Consider the following 21,621-nt stretch of genomic DNA (forward strand, 5'->3'; position numbering starts at 1 on the left):
CTTTAAAAAAAGAAAAATTATGAAAAAAATTGCACTATTAGTAATCACTTGTGTTCTGTTTAATTGCAACAGCAAGGCACAAGACAAAAAAGTAAAAGAGACCTTTGAAATCGCTAAAACAAATGCAGAATGGAAATCAGAGTTAACCACTGCTGAATACCATGTGCTACGGGAAGCAGGCACAGAACGCCCCTTTTCTAGCAAGTTAAACAAACAATATAGCGCGGGAGTCTATCATTGTGCTGCTTGCGATACGCCTTTATTTAAAAGTGAAGATAAATTTGATTCTGGAACAGGGTGGCCAAGTTTTGATAATGTCATTGAAGGTAATGTTGCATTTGGAACGGATACTAAAATTGGATATACTAGAGACGAAGAACATTGCGCAACCTGTGGTGGACATCTAGGTCATGTCTTTGATGATGGTCCAAAAGAAACAACACGTAAAAGACATTGTATAAACGGAGTGGCATTAAATTTTAAACCAAGTAATGAATAATTATAAAGTAACAAAATCGGAAGACGAGTGGCGTAAAGAGTTAAGCGACGAACAATATCGTATTTTACGTAAAAAAGGGACAGAAATGCCACATACAGGTAAATACAATCTTCATTTTGAAGCGGGTGCTTATACTTGTGCTGCTTGTCACCAAAAATTATTTGAAAGTAATAATAAATTCGAATCTAATTGTGGTTGGCCAAGTTTTGACGAAGCGATACCTGGAAGTGTGACAAATATTTTAGACAAAACGCATGGGATGATCAGAACAGAAGTCGTTTGCTCTAATTGTGGCGGCCATTTAGGACATGTGTTTAACGATGGTCCTACGGAAACAGGAACCCGTTTTTGTGTTAACTCAGCAAGTGTAGATTTTAAAGATGAATAGTCACATTACAAGTCTAATAAAACAGTTTGATTACTATAAAACTGCTGGAGATAAAACCCTTCAGCAGTTATCTTTTAATGACATGAATTGGCAATCTCACGACAATTGTAATAGTGTATCTATAATTGTAAAACATATGGTTGGAAATATGTTAAGCCGATGGACTAACTTTTTAACAGAAGATGGTGAGAAAGACTGGCGCCAACGTGAACAAGAGTTTGAAGCGACTTACACTACCAAAGACCAACTTATTGCCGATTGGGACAAAGGATGGCAATGTGTATATGATGCTATAAAACCACTTAAAAATGAAGATTTAGAACGTATGGTTTACATCCGTAATGAAAGTCATACTGTAGCCGACGCCATATTTAGACAACTAGGGCATTACAGTTATCATATTGGTCAAATCGCCTATATTGGTGTTAGTATTAAAAATAACGACTGGCAGTCTTTATCGATACCTAAAGGACAATCGGTACAATTTAATTCAGAAAAATTTAGCAAACCTAAAGCCTAAGATTTTAGTTTCTTTTTATAAGGTCTAATAATTAATCGTGCTTCTCTATCAAATCTAATATAATTGTACACCCAGTTAATAAAAACCACCGTTCGGTTTCTAAAACCTACTAAAGAAAACAAGTGTACAAACATCCAAACAAACCAAGCAAAAACGCCCTGAAACTTAAATTTAGGTAGATCTACAACTGCTCTATTTCGACCTATAGTCGCCATAGATCCCCTGTCTTTATAAACAAAAGGAGTCATTGGTTTACCTTCTAATAACTTTAAGATATTATCCCCTAATAATTTACCTTGTTGTATGGCAGGTTGTGCCATCATTGGATGCCCATGAGGTACTGTTTCTGAGCTCATTTGAGCCACATCTCCCACAGCAAAAATATGATCTAATCCTTTGACTTGACTAAACTCGTTAACTAAAATTCTATTACTTCTGGATACAAATTGTTCGGCATCTAAGCCTTTTATCGCAGCACCTTTTACCCCTGCAGCCCAAACAACAGTTTCAGAATCAAATGTCAAATCACTATTTGTGGTTACTGTTGTACCATCATAACTAGTTACCCTAACATTTTTCCAAACATTAACACCTAACTGTTCTAAAAAGTCTTCTGCTTTTTTAGACGCGTTGGGACTCATTGTTTTTAAAATAGTATCTCCCGATTGGATTAAATGTATTTGTGCTAAACGGGTATCTAAATCAGGATAATCCTTAGGTAGTATTCCTTTTTTAATTTCGGCTAAAGCACCTGCCAATTCAACACCTGTAGGTCCTGCTCCAACAATGACAAAACTCATTAATGCAATTCTTCGATTTAAATCAGAAGTCAATAATGCCTCCTCAAAATTTTCCAGAATTAAACTCCTTAAATTTAAAGATTGTGGTATGGTTTTCATCTCCATACTATTGTTTTCAATAGATTTATTACCAAAATAATTGGTTTTAGATCCAGAAGCTACCACTAAATAATCAAACTTAAGTTTACCTATATTAGTTTGAATAGTGTTTTTTACAGTATCTATTTCTGATACTTTTGCGAGTCTAAAATAAAAATTAGTAAAATCTTGTAATACTTTTCTAATAGGATACGCAATAGAATCTGGCTCTAAACCACCTGTAGACACCTGATATAACAAAGGCTGAAAGGTATGATAATTGTGTTTATCCAAAAGTACAACTTGCACTTCTTGCTTAGATAATTTTTTAGCCAACGCAATGCCAGCAAAACCACCACCAATAATTACAATTCGTGGAAAACTAGATTTAGGTATATTCATATTAAAAAACTTGCAATGCAAAGGTAGTATAAAGTTGTAATTTTTTAAGATTCTAAATTCTTTATTCAAATTTGGTTTTGTAACTTCGTAACTTCTTAAAACTACAAAATATAATAGAATGAGTAAATACGATGTAATTGTACTTGGAAGTGGTCCAGGAGGATACGTAGCTGCTATTAGAGCATCTCAATTAGGTTTAAAAACTGCTGTTGTAGAAAAAGAAAGTCTTGGTGGTATCTGCCTAAATTGGGGTTGTATTCCTACCAAAGCTTTATTAAAATCTGCACAAGTTTTTGAATATTTAAAACATGCTGAAGATTATGGCTTATCTGTTAATGGTTATGATAAAGATTTTAACGCTGTAGTTAAACGTAGTCGTGGTGTAGCTGAAGGCATGAGCAACGGTGTTAAGTTTTTAATGAAAAAAAACAAGATTGATGTTATTGAAGGTTTTGGAACATTAAAAGCTGGAAAGAAGATTGAAGTCGAAGGAAAAGAATATGCTGCAGATCATATTATAATAGCTACTGGAGCACGCTCTAGAGAATTACCTAGCTTACCTCAAGATGGTAAAAAAGTAATAGGCTACAGACAAGCTATGACATTACCAGAACAACCTAAAAAGTTAATTGTTGTAGGATCTGGTGCTATTGGTGTTGAGTTTGCTTATTTCTATAACTCTATGGGAACAGAAGTTACTATAGTAGAATATCTTGATAAAATTGTTCCTGTTGAAGATGACGATGTGTCTAAACAACTAGAACGTAGTTTTAAGAAAAGTGGTATAAAAATTATGACTTCTGCAGAAGTTACTAGTGTTGATACTTCTGGAGATGGTGTAAAAGCGACTGTCAAAACTAAAAAAGGAGAAGAAGTATTAGAAGCTGATATCGTATTATCTGCTGTTGGTATAAAATCTAACATAGAAAATATTGGACTAGAAGCTGTTGGTATTGCAGTAGATAGAGATAAAATCTTAGTAAATGATTATTACCAAACTAACATCCCTGGATACTATGCTATTGGAGATATTACTCCTGGTCAAGCCTTAGCGCATGTTGCCTCTGCTGAAGCCATTTTATGTGTAGAAAAAATTGCAGGAATGCATGTGGAAGCATTAGATTACGGTAACATACCTGGTTGTACTTATGCTAGCCCAGAAATTGCAAGTGTTGGTTTAACTGAAAAACAAGCTAAAGAACAAGGTTTTGATATAAAAATTGGAAAATTTCCATTCTCTGCGTCAGGTAAAGCAAGTGCTGCTGGAGCAAAAGATGGTTTTGTAAAAGTAATTTTTGATGCTAAATATGGCGAGTGGTTAGGTTGTCATATGATTGGCGCTGGTGTTACGGACATGATTGCTGAAGCAGTTTTAGGACGTAAATTAGAGACTACAGGACACGAAGTATTAAAAACGGTACATCCACACCCTACAATGAGTGAAGCAGTTATGGAAGCTGTTGCAGATGCTTATGGTGAAGTCATACATTTATAAATTGAATACTAGTGTGATCTATAGATTATTCTAGTTTGATATTATTATAAACAAAAAAGTTCCAGATAATTCTGGAACTTTTTTTATACCCAAACTTAAGGATAGGCCATTAAAATTAACACTTACAAACTACAGAAAGCTTTGTATCGCTAATTCGTAACTCTGTAAACCAAACCCTAATATAATTCCTTTGGCATTAGGAGACACGAACGATTGATGTCTAAACTCTTCCCTACCAAACGTATTAGAAATGTGCACTTCTACAACTGGTGTTTCGATAGCTTTAACAGCATCGCCAATTGCAATAGACGTATGTGTGTATGCGGCAGCATTTAAAATAATACCATCGTAACTAAAACCGACGTCCTGAATTTTGTCAATCAACTCCCCTTCTATATTAGATTGGAAGTGCTCAATAGTTGCATTAGGATACTTTGATTTGATTTCATTTAAAAACTCTGTAAAAGATAAGCTACCGTATATATTAGGTTCTCGCTTACCTAGCAAGTTTAAATTTGGTCCGTTTATTATGATTAGTTTTTTCATATTGTAAAAATACAAAAGTTATCGCATAAAAAAACCGAAGCTATTAAGCTTCGGTTTTAAATATTTATTTTACTATATACTAGTTAAACTTGTAAGCAACACCAAATTTGATATCTGATAAATCTAAGTTTAAACCAAAAGTATCAACAGCTTCAGCATCATCCCAGTCTCCTTTAGCATTATCATAAGATAAAGCACCAAATGAAGCTCTTAAAGAGAAGTTGTCTGACACAAAATAGCTAATCCCTGGAGATACAGCTAAACCAAATGTGTTTATGCTCGCATCTTCACCACCATCAGGAGAAAATTTATCTGATTGATAAGCAAAAGCAGCACCAACAGTAAAAGAGAATTGAGAATCTGGAGTAAAGAAATAGTTAGCACCTAAATTAGCACCAAAAGAACTTGATTTATCTTCAGAAAAATCTAAATCTCCGTCAAAATCATAACCTTTATTAGATCCAACAGTTAAACCTAATTCTAAAGCGATATTGTCAGATATGAAATATCCAACTGATGGAGAAAAAGAAAAAGAAGAAGCATCAACATCTGCTACAGAAGTTGAACCAAATCCAACAGTACCTGATACAAAAACATCACCTTCTTCGAAACCACCAACTGTAGTCATTTCATCTTGTGCATTAACACTTGTAAAACCTAATACTGCAATAGCAGCTGTAAATAATAATTTTTTCATAATTGATATAATTTTAAATCATTTGAAGGCACAAATTTAGAAGCTAAAAAGAGGCTAAACAAGTAAATTTTCGTAAAAAAAATATTACAAAAAACAAATAGCTATTAGTCATATACTTAGAATCAAATTTTAACGTTTTTTTTTGATTAAAAAGCAATAAAATAGTTGTTAACTCTCTAGACCAAAAGGGGTTATTATCATTTTTAGATTAAATAATAATCAAAAAAATTAAGTGTTTTTAGAGATATCTGTAGTTTATTAACAAGATTTCATCTTTTAACAAGCACTAAAGTTTACTTCTGATTATAATTAATGAATATGATATAATTTAAGTTACTTTTTTTTTAGAAACAACGATACCAACCATATTTTAGAACTACTTATTTTTAAAAAATTGAAAATAAAAAAACCGAAGCTGTTAGGCTTCGGTTTAATATAATATTTGTTATAATATCTTAGAAGAAAAATCCAACTGATACTTGAACAACTGAATTATTTATCTTGAAATCATCAGAATCATCAGAATCATTCACGTTAGATAAACCTAAGTTATATCTAGCTCCAAAATTAAGTCCACTTTCTAATTTATACCCTATTCCAAAGTTTAAACCAAAATCAATAGACTTGATATCTTCTAGATCGTCACTTCCAGATTCTGTATCAGTAGTTCCGTCAAATGTTTCAGAATATTCATATTCCTCTTCTGAATTAATCAAGAAACCAATCTGTGGACCAGCTTCAATACTAAAACCTTCTGCTACATAATACTTAGCCATTAATGGTAAGTTAATGTAATCTAATTTAAGTGTACTTTCTCCTTCATAAGAAGAAGTAAACCCATTAAATGTTTCACTCTCTGAATACGAAGATTTTGTTCCTTGAGCAGAATACATTAATTCTGGCTGAAATGAGAACTTATCAGAAATAACCATTTCAGCAACTACACCAACATGAAATCCGGTTCTTGATTCCAAATCATCAGTTTCATCACCAGTAAGCGTTGCTAAGTTAACACCTGCTTTAGCTCCAAAATTCACCTCTTGGGCATTCACGTTTGACAATCCTAAAACAGCAACTGCTGCCATTGTAAATAATTTTTTCATAATTTAATTAACTTTTATTATTGATTAATACCGAACAAAATTAGTTATTTTTTAACAATTTTTTAGTAAACATTAGTGTTTTTTCATCATCAAAACACATAACTCTAATTATCAGTTATTTATATTATATATTATTTTTAGTTTAGCTTTTTCTCTATATTTATCCTCATGAAATGGCAAAACGCATTACACGATTATACACTATATTTAAAAATAGAAAGAGGGCTTTCTATTAATTCTATAAATAGTTATGTGCTTGATGTTAAAAAATTACTATCGTATTTAGAAGACAATGCAATTGCCGTCTCTCCTATCACTATAGATACCACTACAATCAAACAATTTGTTTATGAAGTTGCTAAATCGCTTAATGCTAGATCACAATCCAGATTAATTTCTGGTTTAAAAGGATTCTTTAATTATTTAATATTCGAAGATTATCGCAAAGACAACCCTGTAGACACTATAGACTCGCCTAAAATTGGACGTAAGCTTCCAGATACGTTAAGTGAAAATGAAATAAATCAATTAATTAGCGCTATTGATTTAAGCCATCCACAAGGCGAGCGTAATAGAGCTATTCTAGAGGTACTATATAGTTGCGGTTTACGAGTAAGCGAGCTAACCAGTTTAAAAATATCTGATTTATTTTTTGATGAAGGTTTTATCAAAGTTACTGGTAAAGGAGACAAACAACGCTTTGTTCCTATTTTGAACGATACACAAAACTATATTAACATTTATAAAAATCAAGTTAGAAATCACTTAAAAATCCACCCAGAACATCAGGATATTTTATTTTTAAATAGACGTGGTAAACAATTAACTAGAGCTATGATTTTTACTATTATTAAAGACTTAGCTGTCAAAATTGATTTAAGCAAAACAATATCCCCTCACACCTTTAGACACTCTTTCGCGACACATCTTCTAGAAAACGGAGCCGATTTAAGAGCCATACAATTAATGTTGGGTCATGAAAGTATTACCACTACAGAAATATACACACATGTGGACCGAAGCCAACTAACTGCGGTTATCAATAATTTTCATCCCAGAAAATAATTACATTTTAACGGCTAAACTTGTGTTTAATCGTTATAATTTTCTATATTTACCTAATTCTAAGCACATTAGAAGAGTTCCCTGAATTAATTTGATAAAAAACGAACTTTATTAAAAACATGCTTTATGTCTGAGTTATATAACGGAATTCAACTAAATCCTACTATATCTAATGAAAATGAGAAATACCAACTTGCATTAGGCATTAGTAAGGTTGGAATATGGGATTATTGCGCTGCTTCTAATAAGATTTTTTTCTCTAAACCTTCCAAATCTATTATTGGACTAGAAGACGATGCTACTTTTGGTAATAATGCAAACGATTGGAATAATCGTGTACATCCTGAAGATAGAGAAAAATACTTCAAAGACTTTCAAGATCACTTAAAAGGTAAAAAACCTATTTACAAGAATAAGCATAGAGTACTACATAAAGACGGCTCTTATAGATGGATATTAGATCGCGGTCAGATTATTGAAAAAGACAAAAATGGCCAAGCCTCTAGAATTATTGGATCCCATGTTGATATTACAGAATATTCCGAAAATGAGCGAAAAGTACAAGAAACTTTAAATTTAGTAGTCAAACAAAATAGTAAACTGCAAAATTTCGCACATATTGTGACACATAACTTAAAGCAACATGCTGGTAATTTCGAGAGCCTACTTAGTCTTTACGAACAAGCAGATTCTAAAGCTGAAAAAAAACAGATGTTTGATTATCTAAAAACGCTGTCAAATTCGTTATCAAGTACTATCACTAATTTAAATGAAATCGTTACTGTGCAATCCAAACAGAAAGCGCAAACAAATAAGCTTTACATATCTAAAGAAACTGAACTCGTTTTAAAAGAACTAGATTATTTTATAAAAGACAATAATGCTACCGTAATAAATAAAACAGAAATCGATTGTTATCTCTTTTTTAATACCTCTTACTTCCAAAGCATATTACAGAACTTAATATTAAACGCAATTAAGTATAAACATCCTAATCGTAATCCAGAAGTAACAATCATAAGTACATGCTCTAAAAATGCAATAGAAATAAAAGTATCAGATAATGGTCTTGGTATAGATTTAGATAAATTTGGAGAAGACATTTTTGGTTTGTATAAAACATTTCACACTAATCACGACTCGGAAGGTGTTGGATTATATCTAGTTAAAAATCAAATTGAAGCATTTGGTGGCACTATAAAAGTTGATAGTGAAGTAAACAAAGGGACTACTTTTACGATAAATATACCTAATTCTATAAATTAAATATTACTCAACAATAGTCATAACGCGTTTAATCGACAAAATATGCTTTTTAACCAACAAAAAAGTAGTTAATCGATGTTAACATTTGATTAAAAGTAATAATCTCCTTTCAATAATAAGTATCTCATATTTGCATAGTACCACAATTTTACTTGTAAATGGAAAATAAAAAAACTAACAACCTCTTGAATGACCAAAAATGGAAATTCGCATTGAAAAATTCGGGAATTGGTGTTTGGGATTGGAACTCGAAAACAAATGAAGTCTTTTATTCAAAAGAATCTAAAAAAATAATTGGATTTGATGATAACGAAATAAGTTCTGATTCTTCAGAATGGGATGATCGTGTCCACCCTGAAGATAAACATGACTATTTTGAAGATTTTGAGAACCATATTAATGGTACAAATCCTGAATATATAAATGTTCATAGAATATTACATAAGGATGACAGTTATAGGTGGATTTTAGATAAGGGAAAAATTATCGAACGAGATACCGCAGGAAATCCTCTAAGGATTATCGGAACGCATACAGATATAACAAAACAGAAAGAAAGTGAATTTTCTTTAAAAAAATCTATAGATGTTATTACAATTCAAAATAACAGACTAAAAAGCTTTGCTCACATTGTATCTCACAACTTAAAGCAACATGCTGGTAATTTTGAAAGTATTTTAAAGTTTCATGAAGAAGCTGATTCTGAAGTTGAAAAACAAGAAATGTTTAGACACTTAAGAACCATATCAAAATCTCTGACTAAAACATTAAGTAGTTTAAGTAAAATTGTAACGATTCAATCTAAAAAAAATACTACAGACACTAAAATACGAGTAGGTAATGAAGTTAATATTGTTATAGAAGAACTAACCTTTATCATATCAGAAAGTAGTACTACTATTTATAATAATGTAAAACACAATTGTAATATCCATTTCAGCTCTGCTTATTTACATAGTATTTTGCAAAATTTGATTACTAACGCGATCAAATATAAACACCCCGATCGTAATCCTGAAATCACAATAGATTCTAATTGTTTTGATGACACTTTAGAACTTACTATAACTGATAACGGAAAAGGTATAGATCTAGACAAATTTGGAAAAGATATATTTGGTCTATATAAAACCTTCCATACTAATCAAGACGCAGAAGGTGTGGGCTTATATCTAGTCAAAAATCAACTTGAAGCCTTTGGCGGTAGCATAACCGTAGAAAGTAAAATTGACATTGGTACCAGCTTTAAAATAGTAATACCATCAAATAAAAAAATCCTGCTCTAAGCAGGATTTTTTTATATAAATATGTTTAAGAGTATTACTTAGCAATATTAACCGCTCTAGTTTCTCTAATTACTGTCACTTTTACTTGACCAGGATACGTCATATCTGTTTGTATCTTCTGGGAAATACTAAACGATAAATCTGCAGCAACTTGATCACTTACTTTTTCACTTTCTACAATAACACGTAATTCTCTACCTGCTTGTATTGCGTATGCTTTTTTAACACCGTTAAATCCAAAAGCAATTTCTTCTAAATCTTTTAAACGTTGGATATAACTATCCAATACTTGACGTCTTGCTCCAGGACGTGCACCCGAAATAGCATCACAAACCTGTATAATTGGTGACAATAACGATTTCATTTCAATCTCGTCGTGGTGGGCTCCAATAGCATTACACACTTCGTCTTTCTCTCCATACTTCTCAGCCCACTGCATACCTAAAATAGCATGTGGTGTTTCCATGTCTGCTTCAGCATCTGGCACTTTACCAATATCATGTAATAATCCGGCACGCTTAGCTAATTTTGGATTTAAACCTAATTCGGCAGCCATTACACCACAAAGTTTAGCAACTTCACGCGAGTGTTGTAATAAGTTTTGACCGTAAGACGAACGATACTTCATACGCCCTACCATTTTTATTAATTCTGGATGTAAACCATGAATACCTAAATCGATAACCGTACGCTTACCAACTTCGATAATTTCTTGTTCAATCTGTTTTTGTGTCTTCTTAACAACTTCTTCAATGCGCGCTGGGTGAATACGACCATCTGTTACTAATTTATGAAGAGATAAACGTGCGACTTCTCTTCTAACCGAATCAAAGCATGATAATATAATTGCCTCTGGCGTATCATCTACAATAATCTCCACTCCCGTTGCTGCTTCAATTGCACGAATATTTCGTCCTTCACGACCAATAATACGACCTTTAACATCATCACTTTCAATATTGAATACAGAGACACAGTTATCAACCGCTTCCTCTGTTCCAATACGTTGTATAGTATTAATAATTATTTTTTTAGCATCTTGTTGTGCTGTCAATTTAGCTTCTTCCATTTTATCTTGGATATAAGCCATAGCATCACTTTTTGCTTCCCCTTTTAAAGACTCTACTAATTGAGATTTAGCTTCATCCGCAGACAAGCTAGAAATAACTTCTAATTGCTCGACCTGACTTTTATGTAATCGATCTAACTCTTCTTGTTTTTTATCTAAAACATCAAGTCTATGATTATAATCTTTTACTTTAGTTTCTATATCAGTATTTAGCTTTTTATTTTTAGATAATTCACTCGATACTTGTGACTCCTTATCTCTCACACGTTTTTCTGTGTCAGCCATTTTTTTGTCACGTGATAAAATCACCTTTTCATGCTCCGCTTTAAGCTCTAAAAATTTTTCTTTTGCTTGAAGTATTTTATCTTTTTTAATACCATCTCCTTCCACCTTAGCTTCCTTTAGTATTGCTGAAGCTGATTTTTTAGCACCTTTAATAAGTTTTGATGCATTGTTGCGCTCTAATATTTTAGCGACTATAAAACCTATTATGGCTCCTATTGCAATACCTGCTATAATTAAAATTGTTTTATCCATTTCTGATTGTTTATATATAAAAAAAGCCTACACTAATTTTGGTTTTGTATAAACTCCTTAAATATAAGTTTAGGGCTAACAAGCTGATCAATAATCTGCCTAAATAGTGATAAATCACTATTAGCAGCACGCTTTTACAACTTAAAACTCACCCTTTTTAAAGAATTAACTGTTGAGTTTATCAAAAAAATAATTAATGTAGGCAGTAACCTAATATTGTTATGTTATATGAACGTATTATAAACTAAGATGTGAATCCAACATATCATTTAAAGCATTTAACTTATCGTGTACATGTTCTGTCACATGGTCTTTATCTAGTGCTTTCTGCTCTACTTGACTCGCAAACTGTAATGCACACATGGCTAAAACATCTTGTTTGTCTCTCACAGAATAGCTCTGCTCAAACTGGGTAATCATAGTCTCTATCTTCTTTGCGGCGGCGCGCAATCCTTCTTCTTGACTAGGTGTAATAGTTAATGGGTAGACTCTATTTGCTATAGATAATTTTATTTTAAGCGTGTCTGCCATAAAAACTATATAAACTTTAACTTGATAACTGACTTATACAATGGTCAATCTCTCTAATTAATGTATTTATTTTGAGCTTTGTTTCTCGTTTATCATTGTCACTGCCAAGTATTGTGTTAGCCATTTTTAAAGTGTTATACTTATCTTGCCAGGTTTCTAATTCTAAATCCTTAGCAACTAGCTTAGATTGAGATTGTTCTAAAGCTTCTTTCAGCTTCGCGTTCTCTTGTTTTAAAATTTGTTGCCTATTTAAGACTTTACTAATTTTATTTTCTAGAGCGTCAACAATGGTTTCAATCTTACTCATGAACTAATACTATACTTATCCTACAAAGTTAATCAAACCTTAACACAATACAATTAATTTTTGATAAATTTTTAAATAGAGCGCAATAGACCTCATTATCAACAGAATGGCTTAGTCTTTGATTTTACTTTGCTAATTGAAACCTTATTTATATTTTAGCACTAACAAATATTTATGCGCAACACACTTTTTTTACTCGTTTTTATTTCAACTTTTAGCCAGGCTCAAAACATTTATCCTCAAGACTATTTTAGATCGCCTTTAGATATAGAATTAATACTATCGGGTACGTTTGCCGAGCTTAGAAGTAATCATTTTCACTCTGGTTTAGACCTCAAAACTAAGCAAAGAGAAGGCTTAAATATCTATGCAACCGCTAGCGGTTATATTAGTCGTATAAGAGTCTCACATTACGGCTATGGAAAAGCCATTTACATCACACATCCAAATGGCTATGTTACTGTGCATGGTCATTTACAACGCTTTTCAGACCGAGTTGAAGCTTATGTTAAGCAACGTCAGTACGAAAAGGAAAGCTATGAAATAGAGTTATTCCCAGATTTAAACGATTTAGTGGTTACCAAAGGTGATATTATTGCTTATTCTGGTAATACAGGTGGCTCTGGTGGACCACATCTTCATTTTGAGATTAGAGATAATCAAGAACGTCCTATAAATCCTTTATTATTTGGTTTAAAAATAAAAGACTCTAAAAAACCAACAGTAAGCAGTATATATGCCTATCCAATAAATGATTTATCTCATGTTAATGGCTCTAATTTAAAACAGAAACTGCGTCTTATTCCATTAAAAAACGGCGATTATAAAACAGAAGATTTAACTGCTCATGGTAAAATAGGATTTGCTATAAATAGTATTGATAGACAGGATTTAGCAGCTAATAAAAATGGGGTGTACAAAATTGAAACGCTATATAATGGCATGAAGAATTTTACAATCGATTTTAGAAAATTTTCTTTTGGCGAAACCAAACATCTTAATAGATTAATAGATTACAAACATTATAAAGATAAAAAAGAACGTCTTCAAAAATTATTTAGAGACACCAACAACCCATTAAGCATGTACGACAATGTAGTTGATGATGGTTATTTAATAATCTACGATACGCTCTCCAATATTTATAAAGTAAAAATTACTGATTTTGATGGCAATGAAACCACAATAAACATCAATATAAAAGGCGTTGACAAACAACCTAATGATGTTGCTGCACGTTTTATATCTCCCTATTATATTACATCCGATGAAGTAAATACATTAGAAAATCAAAAGATAAAAGTAGACTTCCCTAAACAAACATTTTACGACGACTTTTTTATAGATTATAAAGTTAACGGGGACACTTTAACATTACATAAAAACAACTTGGCAGTAAAAAAATCGTTTACCATTACTTACGACGTTAGTAATTATGCACCTGAAGACTTAAAACAAGTTTACATTGCCAGATTAATAGGATATAAAAATTACCCAAGCTACTCCTCTACTATTAGAGAAGAAAATAAATTAATTACTAGAACTAAAAACTTAGGAAAGTTTTGCTTAGCTAGAGACATTGTTGCACCTGTAATTACTCCGGTAAGTTTTAAAGATGGACAGTGGTTAAGTAAGTATCGCTTTTTAAAAATCAAGATTGAAGATAAAGAATCAGGAATTTCTAACTACAGAGCATCTATAAATGACGAATGGATTTTAATGGAGTACGACTACAAAAAGAAGACGTTAACATACGATTTTAACGATAAAGTCGTTACTGATACTAAGAACAATTTAAAAGTCATTGTTACTGATAATGTAGGAAATAGCACTACATTTGAAGCAAGCTTTTTTAGAAAATAAAACAACTACCCTTGAATAAATCTAACTACACTATAAAATTACTAGCCTTTTTATTCCCTTTATTTTGTTTAGCACAAACAGGAACCATAAAAGGTGTTATTTTAAACGAATTTAATCAACCTGTAGATGCTGTAAATATCAAAAGTGGTGATTTTGGTACACAAACTAATGTCAATGGTTTTTTCGAAATTAAAATCACAGCAAATACGGAGGTCAAAGTTATATTTTCTCACGTATCTCATAAAAACATTACCGCTACTTTTAATCTTAAAAATGGAGAAACATTAGAATTTAATCCTGTGTTAAAAGAAAATGTAGAACAAATCTCAACCGTAGTTATTAACGGAAGAAAGAGAAAAGATGTCGAGGGTATCGTCAATATTGATCCTGCTACTTTAACCAAAATTCCTGGTGCACAAGCTGGTATCGAAAACCTCCTAAAAACACTTCCTGGAGTTAGTAGTAACAACGAGTTAAGTACACAGTACTCCGTAAGAGGTGGTAATTATGATGAAAATTTAGTTTATGTAAACGGTATTGAAGTTTATAGACCATTTTTAATTCGTTCTGGACAACAAGAAGGTTTAAGTTTTGTGAATTCAGATTTAGTACAAAATGTAGATTTTTCAGCTGGAGGGTTCCAAGCTAAATATGGCGACAAATTATCGTCTGTTTTAGATATAACATATCGTAAACCTACGGACACTGGTGTTGCTGTCGACGCTAGTTTATTAGGTGCAAGTGTAGCTATAGAAACCGTTAGTCAAGATTCTAAATTTACAGGAATAGTTGGTCTGCGCTACAGAGACAATAGCCTACTAGTAAATGCAAAAGAAACTGAAACCAACTTCAAACCAACTTTTGCCGATGTACAAAGTTATTTAACCTATCAATTTACCGATAAATTAGAAGTTAGCTTTTTAGGTAATGCTTCACTTAACAAATATGATTATATACCACTATCAAGACAAACCAATTTTGGAACTTTAGATAACCCACAAGCTTTAGTTGTCCAGTATGAAGGTCAAGAAAAAGATAGGTATCAAACATTATTTGGGGCTTTAAGCGCCAACTATGATGTTAATGACGATTTATCGTTTGCTTTAGTTACTTCGACTTACCACACAACAGAAGAAGAATATTTTGACATCCTAGCGCAATATGCTTTAGGAGAAGTCAATAGCAATATTGGAGATGAAAATTTAGGTGAAGTTGAATTTGCCGAAGGCATTGGTAGCCAATTAAATCATGGTCGTAATGATTTGGATGCTTTAATTACCAATGTTGAAGCCAAGGGAACTTATACTAAAAATGAAAACGAATTTAAATTCTCGATTAAATATACAAACGAAGACATTAGAGATCGCTTAGTAGAATGGGAAGTTATTGATTCTGCCGGTTTTTCCATAAACCCTCCAAATTCTGACGCCTTTAACGATCAGCCATATACACCTTACGAAGGCCCATTAGAAGCTTATCAAGAGGTTAGATCAAGAAATAATACAACAATAAACAGACTTCAAGCATACGTGCAATGGAGTAAGCGAAGCACCATTGGAGCACATGACGTTTGGTACAATGCCGGTGTTAGAAGCCATAGTTGGACTGTTAATGACGAGGCTACAAATCAAAACGTATCGCAAAACGTGTTCAGTCCACGTGCACAATTTGCTATAAAACCAAATTGGGATAAAGACATGCTATTTAGAGTTAGTGGTGGATTATACTACCAACCGCCTTTTTATAGAGAACTACGTAACCAAGAAGGTGTTGTACAGGCCGATGTCAAGGCTCAAAAATCTGTACATTTAGTATTGGGTAACGATTATAGTTTTAAAATGTGGGATAGACCTTTTAAATTGACTAGTGAAGCTTATTACAAAAAAATGACAGACGTCAATCCGTATACCTTAGAAAACGTCCGTATTAGATATAGCGCAACTAACAATGCCGAGGCTTACGCTTATGGTTTAGATTTACGTTTAAATGGCGAGTTTGTACCAGGTACAGAAAGCTGGTTTAGTTTTGGGTATCTAAAAACAGAAGAGAACATAAATGACAGAGGATATATTGCAAGGCCAACGGACCAACGTTTAAAATTTGCTGCTTTATTTCAGGACTATGTCCCAAATATCCCTAGCATGAAAATGTATCTAAATTTAGTTTATAACACAGGGCTACCAGGAGGCTCTCCTAGTTACGCCGATCCATATATCTTTCAAAGTAGACTTCCAGACTATAAACGTGCCGATATTGGTTTTCAGTTTGTAGTTGTTGATAAAAACAAGCAATTTGATAGTGGTTGGAAAAAAGTATTTAAAGAACTGTCTTTTGGATTCGAGATTTTTAACGTCTTTGATGTACAAAACTCAATAACCAATACATGGGTTAGAGATGTGTACAGTAAACGTCAATATGCAATCCCTAATTATTTAACGCCTCGCGTTTTTAATGTCAGAACTACAATGCGTTTTTAGAGGTATTGTTCTAGCAATACATTTAACTAATTATAAACTAAAACACTTCATCCTAAAAAAACAACACTTCAGTTAAACTAAATTACAAAACGCTTAGAATAAGTATAATTTTGGTCATATAACAAACCAAAACTATGTCTTATACTACCTTAATGTACCTTCATCTGGCCACAATACTTCCAGCTTTTGTTTTAGGCACACTCAGCTTTATTCTAAAAAAAGGAACGGTTACTCACAAAATAATCGGTCGCATTTATATGATTCTAATGTTTTTAACGGCCATCATTACTTTATTTATGCCTTCCTTTATTGGATCGCAATTATTTAATCATTTTGGTTGGATACACTTATTTAGTTTTCTAACTATCTATACCGTACCTACTGCATACATTGCTATTAAAAAAGGAGACGTAAGGCGTCATAAATTAAAAATGATTGGTTTATACGTGGGCGCAATGCTTATTGCTGGTGCTTTTACTTTTGTTCCTGGACGTTATATGCACTCCTTGTTTTTTACTTAAACTAAAGATTAACACATCCTTATTATTCAAATGGTATTCAATCTTTATCTTTGTATAAAAATTATGTTCGGATTATTTAAAAAGAAAAGCGCATTAGATAAACTTCAGGATCAGTATAAAAAACTTTTAGAAGAGTCCTACAAACTATCGACGACTAACAGGAGTGAAAGTGATAAAAAACAAGCCGAAGCGCAAGTTGTGCTTGAACAAATAGAAGCAATTCAAAAAACTAGTTAACTACTGTCCTACTTTTAAGAAAGTCTAAACTTGTTTTGTTAAATAGTAAAGGCTGCTCCACATTAACTACGTGACCACATTTTTCCACAACATATAATATTGATGTAGAGTGCGACTTTACAATATCTTTTATGGAAGGTAAAAATAAGTGGTCCTCTGCTCCCATGACATACAATGTTGGTATTTTAATATCTTTTGCCCTAAAAAAACGAAGTAATGGATTAATCTCTGAGGTTAATTTAAACCATCTTATAAATTCCTTTTGGTATAATTTTTTGGCTTCGTTAACAAATAGGGATCGTGATTTTTTATGATTTTTTCTAGGCATTATTATAAACGCAAAAAAACGATACAATAACATGTAAGGCACAACACTCTTAAAAATCACACCTAGTTTGATCAAGAGTTGTGACCTAAAATTCAATTTCATTATAGCGCCCCCCATTATCATACTTTGGACACGATTAGGATGTTTTTCTGCTAGGTTTCTTATCAAAATAGTCCCTAAAGAAATACCCACAAAATGAGATGTCTCAATCTTTAAATGATTAATAACCTCAAGTATATCGTTAGTAATAGAATCAAAAGTATATTTAGGATTAAAAGTATCTTTTAATCTTGGCTTACTATCTCCATGACCACGTAAGTCCAAGATAAGCACGTTAAATTCGGCTTTAAAATCTCTAATTTGTTTAAACCAAATAGAACTACTACCCCCTGCTCCATGGACAAAAGTCACCCATTGCGTGGAATTAGCATTTAAATAAGTAGAATAGTTAAGCAATTATTTTTTTTGAAATACAAAAATACGATATAAAAGGGCTTAAATAAATTCTTTTAACACGTCAATAACATAATCTATTTCCTCTTTTGTATTGAATCTACTAAAAGAAAATCGTAATGATGCTTTTAAAAGGTCGGTTTCACTTAAAATTTGAGACAATACATGACTTCCTTTTGAGCTTCCACTTTGACAAGCACTACCTTTAGAACAAGCAATACCTTTTAAGTCTAACTGAAATAATAAGATCAATGCTTTTTCTTCAGCTATGGGCAAACGGACATTTAAAACAGTATACGTACTTTTTTCGAAGTCAGCAGAATCTCCATTAAAACCAACACCCGGAAAATTAGCTTCTAATTGCTGAATAAAATAGGTTTTAAGATCAGTGATGTATATTTTTTCTTCTTCTAAATTATCATAAGACAATTTTAAAGCCTCTTCTAAACCTACAATATTATGTACTGACTCCGTTCCGGCACGATGACCACGTTCTTGCTCCCCTCCAAAAATTAATGGTTTAAGCCCTGAATGTTTTCTAATAAAAGCAAATCCAACTCCTTTTGGTCCATGAAATTTATGCCCACTGACAGCCATAAAATCAATCGGAATTTCTTGTAAATCTAGTTTATAATGTCCTATAGATTGCACCGTGTCACTATGGAATAAAGCTTGGTTTTGTTTACACAAATCAGCAACACGTTTAATATCTAAAATATTACCGATTTCATTATTAACATGCATTAAACTAACTAATGTCTTATCCGGAGATTGTAATAATTGTTCTAAATGGGCATAGTTAACTTGACCATTTTTATCTAAATCCACATAATTAATAGAAACACCATATTCACCCTCTAATTGCGCTACAGTATGCAAAACTGCATGATGTTCTATTCTAGAGGTTATAATGTTTTTTACACCCAGATCTCTAACAGCACTCAATAAAACCAAGTTATCTGCTTCCGTACCTCCCGAAGTAAACACAATCTCTGAAGCAGATACATTTAAATGTTTCGCCACTGTTTTTCTTGCTTGTTCAACCATTGCTTTGGCAGAACGACCAAAACTATGCGTAGAGGAGGCATTACCATAACAGTCCTGCATAACTTTAGTCATTTTATCAATAACTTCTGGTCTTAACTGCGTAGTTGCTGCATTATCAAAATATACTGGTTTCATTGTGCTTTTTTGCTATTAATGGGTACAAAAATAGTTTAAATAAAATTAATTGTCTTAAGCAACGTTATAAGTTTGACAATTCTCTTATTTTTGTTTTTTAAACTTATTAGCAATGCGAAAAATTTCAGTTTTACTTATCTCTATATTAAGTCTATTTTCTTGTGACGATGGTGACATTATTACAACAGAACTAGAATTTGATGATACTTTTGAGGCTTGTGGTGATTTGGTGTTTTTTAAAGCCAAAACGGAACCTAACGAAACGTTATCATTGCAACTTAATAGTCCTAGTTTTACTGTTGCTTCTTTAGTAGAAACCGCAGTTAACGCAGATAACGCCTTATTAGTCGATTTAGTAACAACAGACGTTACAGTAGCGAGTGTTGCCGGGTTATTTACATTTAGAAGCTATACTAGTGACCCTTCTGGTTTTTTCTGTAACGATGTCCCACCAAATGGTATTCAAATCATTGAGGAGTATACGTCAACTAGTGGTACTGCTTATTTTTCTGTTAGTTTACTTGAAGATGATGATGATGGTATCCCTGCTGAGTTAGAAGATGATAATTTAGATGGTGATAATGACCACACGACAAATTCTTTAGATACAGATGGTGACGGTTTACCAGATTACTTAGATGCAGATGATGATGGCGATAATGTTTTAACAGCAAGTGAAAATGTTGCATATACAGAAACTGATGGCCTAAGTAACGCTTTGGATACTGATGGAGATGGCATCCCAAATTACCTGGATGATGATGATGATGGTGATGGTGTACCAACCAGAAACGAGGAGATCACCTCCTTTGATAATGACCCTACTAATGATGTCTCAGATAGTACTACTGGTCCTGATTATTTAAATCCTTTATTTTTTAACAATAATTCACCTACGGCTTTTAGAAGTCATAGCATTTTACAAACATTTACCGTTACTCTTAGGTTTGAAGATATTTCATTCCCTACCATTCAATATGACGAAAGTGATTTTGGAACTTTAGATGACCCTTTAATGTCTCAAACACGAACAATTACACCTCCTTTTATATAGACCTAATTATTAGTGTTGGGATTTTGCATAATATAAACCTCTGTGGCGCCTAGACCATATTTTTTATAGTCGGCTTCGTAGTATTTGACATTGTCATATCTACTAAATAAGGTTTCTAGCTCCATTTTTAGAACACCTTCTCCAACGCCGTGTATAAATACAATTTTCTGAATTCGTTTTTTGATAGCAAATTCTAACTTATGTCTAGCGGTATCTAATTGAATAGACAGTTTATCATAATTAGTCATTCCACGTTCGTGGTCCACTAATTTATGTAAGTGTAAATCGACTTCCATCATTGGCTCATAACGCTCCTTGGCCTTTATTTTAGTTGTAGAGTGCCTCTTTTTTTCCGTTTTCTCAGACAATACTTGACGTATTGATGCTGAATCAAAAACATTATTTCTAAGCGTTGCTGGTTTCGTTTTGACCAATTCTGAAGGTTTAAATTCAAGATCAAAACCATCTTCTGTTTCAATAGTAATAATCTCTCCCTTGATAGACTGTATAACACCAGAAAGTGCGTCGTCTAAAACATCTACTTTATCACCAATTTTTAATTTCATTCTTCTTCGTCTTCAATTAACTCCGATTCTACAAAAGTGTCCTTTTCCTTTTTACTGGGAATCGCAGATTGTAAATTAAAAATACCAAACATTAATAATGCTATTCCACCAACCAATAATAATAAATTCTGCTCTTCGTTAGCATTAGCATAAATAGCCACCACTGCTCCTAACACTATAGAGATATAATATATGTTTACTTTTTTCGGCACTAGTCTTTTTTAATTTAATTAACTTATTGACAGCAAATCTACTATATTTTTTAAGGATTCAAGCTGATTATAATAGTAAAAAAAGCGTGTATTTACAGGTTACTTCACTATAAAACTTTACATTTAAAACAGTCAAAAC

23 protein-coding genes and 1 other RNA gene are annotated in these 21,621 nt (G+C 32.5%); 12 read left to right on the forward strand and 12 right to left on the reverse strand.

Features of this window, described 5'->3' with window-relative positions; translation table 11 throughout:
- Positions 1-19 precede the first annotated feature (19 nt).
- From msrB (H0I26_RS14505) to H0I26_RS14515, 3 genes are read left to right on the forward strand one after another with little or no spacing between them, the layout of a single operon-like run.
- Positions 20-499, forward strand: a complete 480-nt coding sequence (gene msrB / locus H0I26_RS14505; RefSeq protein WP_218699718.1) for a peptide-methionine (R)-S-oxide reductase MsrB — start codon at positions 20-22, stop codon at positions 497-499.
- A complete protein-coding gene (gene msrB / locus H0I26_RS14510) occupies positions 492-887 on the forward strand; it encodes a peptide-methionine (R)-S-oxide reductase MsrB (protein WP_218699719.1) in 396 nt (131 codons plus the stop codon). Before msrB (H0I26_RS14505) ends, msrB (H0I26_RS14510) begins: the two co-directional genes overlap by 8 nt.
- Positions 880-1,407 (forward strand): DUF1572 family protein, encoded by a 528-nt coding sequence (locus H0I26_RS14515; RefSeq protein WP_218699720.1) that lies wholly within the window; start codon positions 880-882, stop codon positions 1,405-1,407. The genes msrB (H0I26_RS14510) and H0I26_RS14515 overlap by 8 nt, the downstream gene beginning before the upstream one ends.
- Here H0I26_RS14515 and H0I26_RS14520 read toward each other — a convergent pair.
- Positions 1,404-2,687: an NAD(P)/FAD-dependent oxidoreductase gene (locus H0I26_RS14520; protein WP_218699721.1), complete on the reverse strand. Its 1,284-nt coding sequence runs from the start codon at positions 2,685-2,687 to the stop codon at positions 1,404-1,406. The genes H0I26_RS14515 and H0I26_RS14520 overlap by 4 nt on opposite strands.
- Positions 2,688-2,805: 118 nt before the next feature.
- On the opposite strand from H0I26_RS14520, the gene lpdA reads away from it, so the two are divergent.
- On the forward strand, positions 2,806-4,182 hold the full coding sequence (gene lpdA, locus H0I26_RS14525; RefSeq protein ID WP_218699722.1) for a dihydrolipoyl dehydrogenase: 1,377 nt from the start codon (positions 2,806-2,808) through the stop codon (positions 4,180-4,182).
- Positions 4,183-4,311: 129 nt separating this feature from the next.
- Here lpdA and aroQ read toward each other — a convergent pair whose 3' ends face one another.
- From aroQ to H0I26_RS14540, 3 genes are all read right to left on the reverse strand, one after another.
- The gene (gene aroQ, locus H0I26_RS14530; RefSeq protein ID WP_218699723.1) at positions 4,312-4,728 is read right to left on the reverse strand and encodes a type II 3-dehydroquinate dehydratase; all 417 of its coding nucleotides are present in this window, start codon (positions 4,726-4,728) and stop codon (positions 4,312-4,314) included.
- Between the two features lie 79 nt (positions 4,729-4,807).
- Positions 4,808-5,425, reverse strand: coding sequence for an outer membrane beta-barrel protein (locus H0I26_RS14535; RefSeq protein WP_218699724.1), 618 nt, complete (start codon positions 5,423-5,425; stop codon positions 4,808-4,810).
- A 455-nt stretch (positions 5,426-5,880) separates the two neighbouring features.
- Positions 5,881-6,528, reverse strand: coding sequence for a porin family protein (locus H0I26_RS14540; protein ID WP_218699725.1), 648 nt, complete (start codon positions 6,526-6,528; stop codon positions 5,881-5,883).
- 168 nt (positions 6,529-6,696) lie between these two features.
- Here H0I26_RS14540 and xerD point away from each other — a divergent pair, with 168 nt between their 5' ends.
- From xerD to H0I26_RS14555, 3 genes are all read left to right on the forward strand, one after another.
- Complete coding sequence (gene xerD / locus H0I26_RS14545) at positions 6,697-7,593, forward strand: site-specific tyrosine recombinase XerD (protein WP_218699726.1); 897 nt, start codon at positions 6,697-6,699, stop codon at positions 7,591-7,593.
- Between the two features lie 126 nt (positions 7,594-7,719).
- Positions 7,720-8,859, forward strand: a complete 1,140-nt coding sequence (locus H0I26_RS14550; RefSeq protein WP_218699727.1) for a PAS domain-containing protein — start codon at positions 7,720-7,722, stop codon at positions 8,857-8,859.
- Positions 8,860-9,017: 158 nt separating this feature from the next.
- Positions 9,018-10,145, forward strand: coding sequence for a sensor histidine kinase (locus H0I26_RS14555; protein ID WP_218699728.1), 1,128 nt, complete (start codon positions 9,018-9,020; stop codon positions 10,143-10,145).
- A 34-nt stretch (positions 10,146-10,179) separates the two neighbouring features.
- On the opposite strand, the gene rny is transcribed toward H0I26_RS14555, so the two are convergent.
- The 4 genes from rny to H0I26_RS14575 form a co-directional block, all read right to left on the reverse strand.
- A complete protein-coding gene (rny, locus tag H0I26_RS14560) occupies positions 10,180-11,751 on the reverse strand; it encodes a ribonuclease Y (protein ID WP_218699729.1) in 1,572 nt (523 codons plus the stop codon).
- A gap of 50 nt (positions 11,752-11,801) precedes the next feature.
- Positions 11,802-11,929, reverse strand: a non-coding RNA gene (gene ssrS, locus H0I26_RS14565) — 6S RNA.
- A gap of 59 nt (positions 11,930-11,988) precedes the next feature.
- A complete protein-coding gene (locus H0I26_RS14570; RefSeq protein WP_218699730.1) occupies positions 11,989-12,282 on the reverse strand; it encodes a cell division protein ZapA in 294 nt (97 codons plus the stop codon).
- Positions 12,283-12,298: 16 nt separating this feature from the next.
- Positions 12,299-12,589: a hypothetical protein gene (locus tag H0I26_RS14575; protein ID WP_101018881.1), complete on the reverse strand. Its 291-nt coding sequence runs from the start codon at positions 12,587-12,589 to the stop codon at positions 12,299-12,301.
- A gap of 174 nt (positions 12,590-12,763) precedes the next feature.
- Here H0I26_RS14575 and H0I26_RS14580 point away from each other — a divergent pair, with 174 nt between their 5' ends.
- From H0I26_RS14580 to H0I26_RS14595, 4 genes are all read left to right on the forward strand, one after another.
- Entirely contained in the window at positions 12,764-14,452 is a 1,689-nt protein-coding gene (locus tag H0I26_RS14580) for a M23 family metallopeptidase (RefSeq protein ID WP_218699731.1), read from the forward strand.
- Between the two features lie 11 nt (positions 14,453-14,463).
- Positions 14,464-16,929 carry a carboxypeptidase-like regulatory domain-containing protein gene (locus H0I26_RS14585; RefSeq protein ID WP_218699732.1) on the forward strand — a complete coding sequence of 822 codons (2,466 nt, stop codon included), beginning with the start codon at positions 14,464-14,466 and terminating at the stop codon, positions 16,927-16,929.
- A 134-nt stretch (positions 16,930-17,063) separates the two neighbouring features.
- A complete protein-coding gene (locus H0I26_RS14590; protein WP_218699733.1) occupies positions 17,064-17,450 on the forward strand; it encodes a DUF2306 domain-containing protein in 387 nt (128 codons plus the stop codon).
- 63 nt (positions 17,451-17,513) lie between these two features.
- Positions 17,514-17,687: a Lacal_2735 family protein gene (locus tag H0I26_RS14595; protein ID WP_157814165.1), complete on the forward strand. Its 174-nt coding sequence runs from the start codon at positions 17,514-17,516 to the stop codon at positions 17,685-17,687.
- On the opposite strand, the gene H0I26_RS14600 is transcribed toward H0I26_RS14595, so the two are convergent.
- Entirely contained in the window at positions 17,680-18,471 is a 792-nt protein-coding gene (locus H0I26_RS14600) for an alpha/beta fold hydrolase (RefSeq protein WP_218699734.1), read from the reverse strand. The genes H0I26_RS14595 and H0I26_RS14600 overlap by 8 nt on opposite strands.
- 39 nt (positions 18,472-18,510) lie before the next feature.
- The gene (locus H0I26_RS14605; protein WP_218699735.1) at positions 18,511-19,650 is read right to left on the reverse strand and encodes a cysteine desulfurase family protein; all 1,140 of its coding nucleotides are present in this window, start codon (positions 19,648-19,650) and stop codon (positions 18,511-18,513) included.
- Positions 19,651-19,762: 112 nt separating this feature from the next.
- Here H0I26_RS14605 and H0I26_RS14610 point away from each other — a divergent pair, with 112 nt between their 5' ends.
- Positions 19,763-20,704, forward strand: a complete 942-nt coding sequence (locus H0I26_RS14610; protein ID WP_218699736.1) for a hypothetical protein — start codon at positions 19,763-19,765, stop codon at positions 20,702-20,704.
- A 2-nt stretch (positions 20,705-20,706) separates the two neighbouring features.
- Here the strand turns inward: H0I26_RS14610 and H0I26_RS14615 are convergent, their stop codons facing one another.
- Together H0I26_RS14615 and H0I26_RS14620 are read right to left on the reverse strand one after the other, a co-directional pair.
- A complete protein-coding gene (locus tag H0I26_RS14615; RefSeq protein ID WP_218699737.1) occupies positions 20,707-21,270 on the reverse strand; it encodes a Smr/MutS family protein in 564 nt (187 codons plus the stop codon).
- A complete protein-coding gene (locus H0I26_RS14620) occupies positions 21,267-21,482 on the reverse strand; it encodes a hypothetical protein (protein ID WP_218699738.1) in 216 nt (71 codons plus the stop codon). The genes H0I26_RS14615 and H0I26_RS14620 overlap by 4 nt, the downstream gene beginning before the upstream one ends.
- Positions 21,483-21,621: the final 139 nt, after the last annotated feature.

The organism is Olleya sp. HaHaR_3_96, assembly GCF_019278545.1.
Taxonomy (GTDB): Bacteria; Bacteroidota; Bacteroidia; order Flavobacteriales; family Flavobacteriaceae; genus Olleya.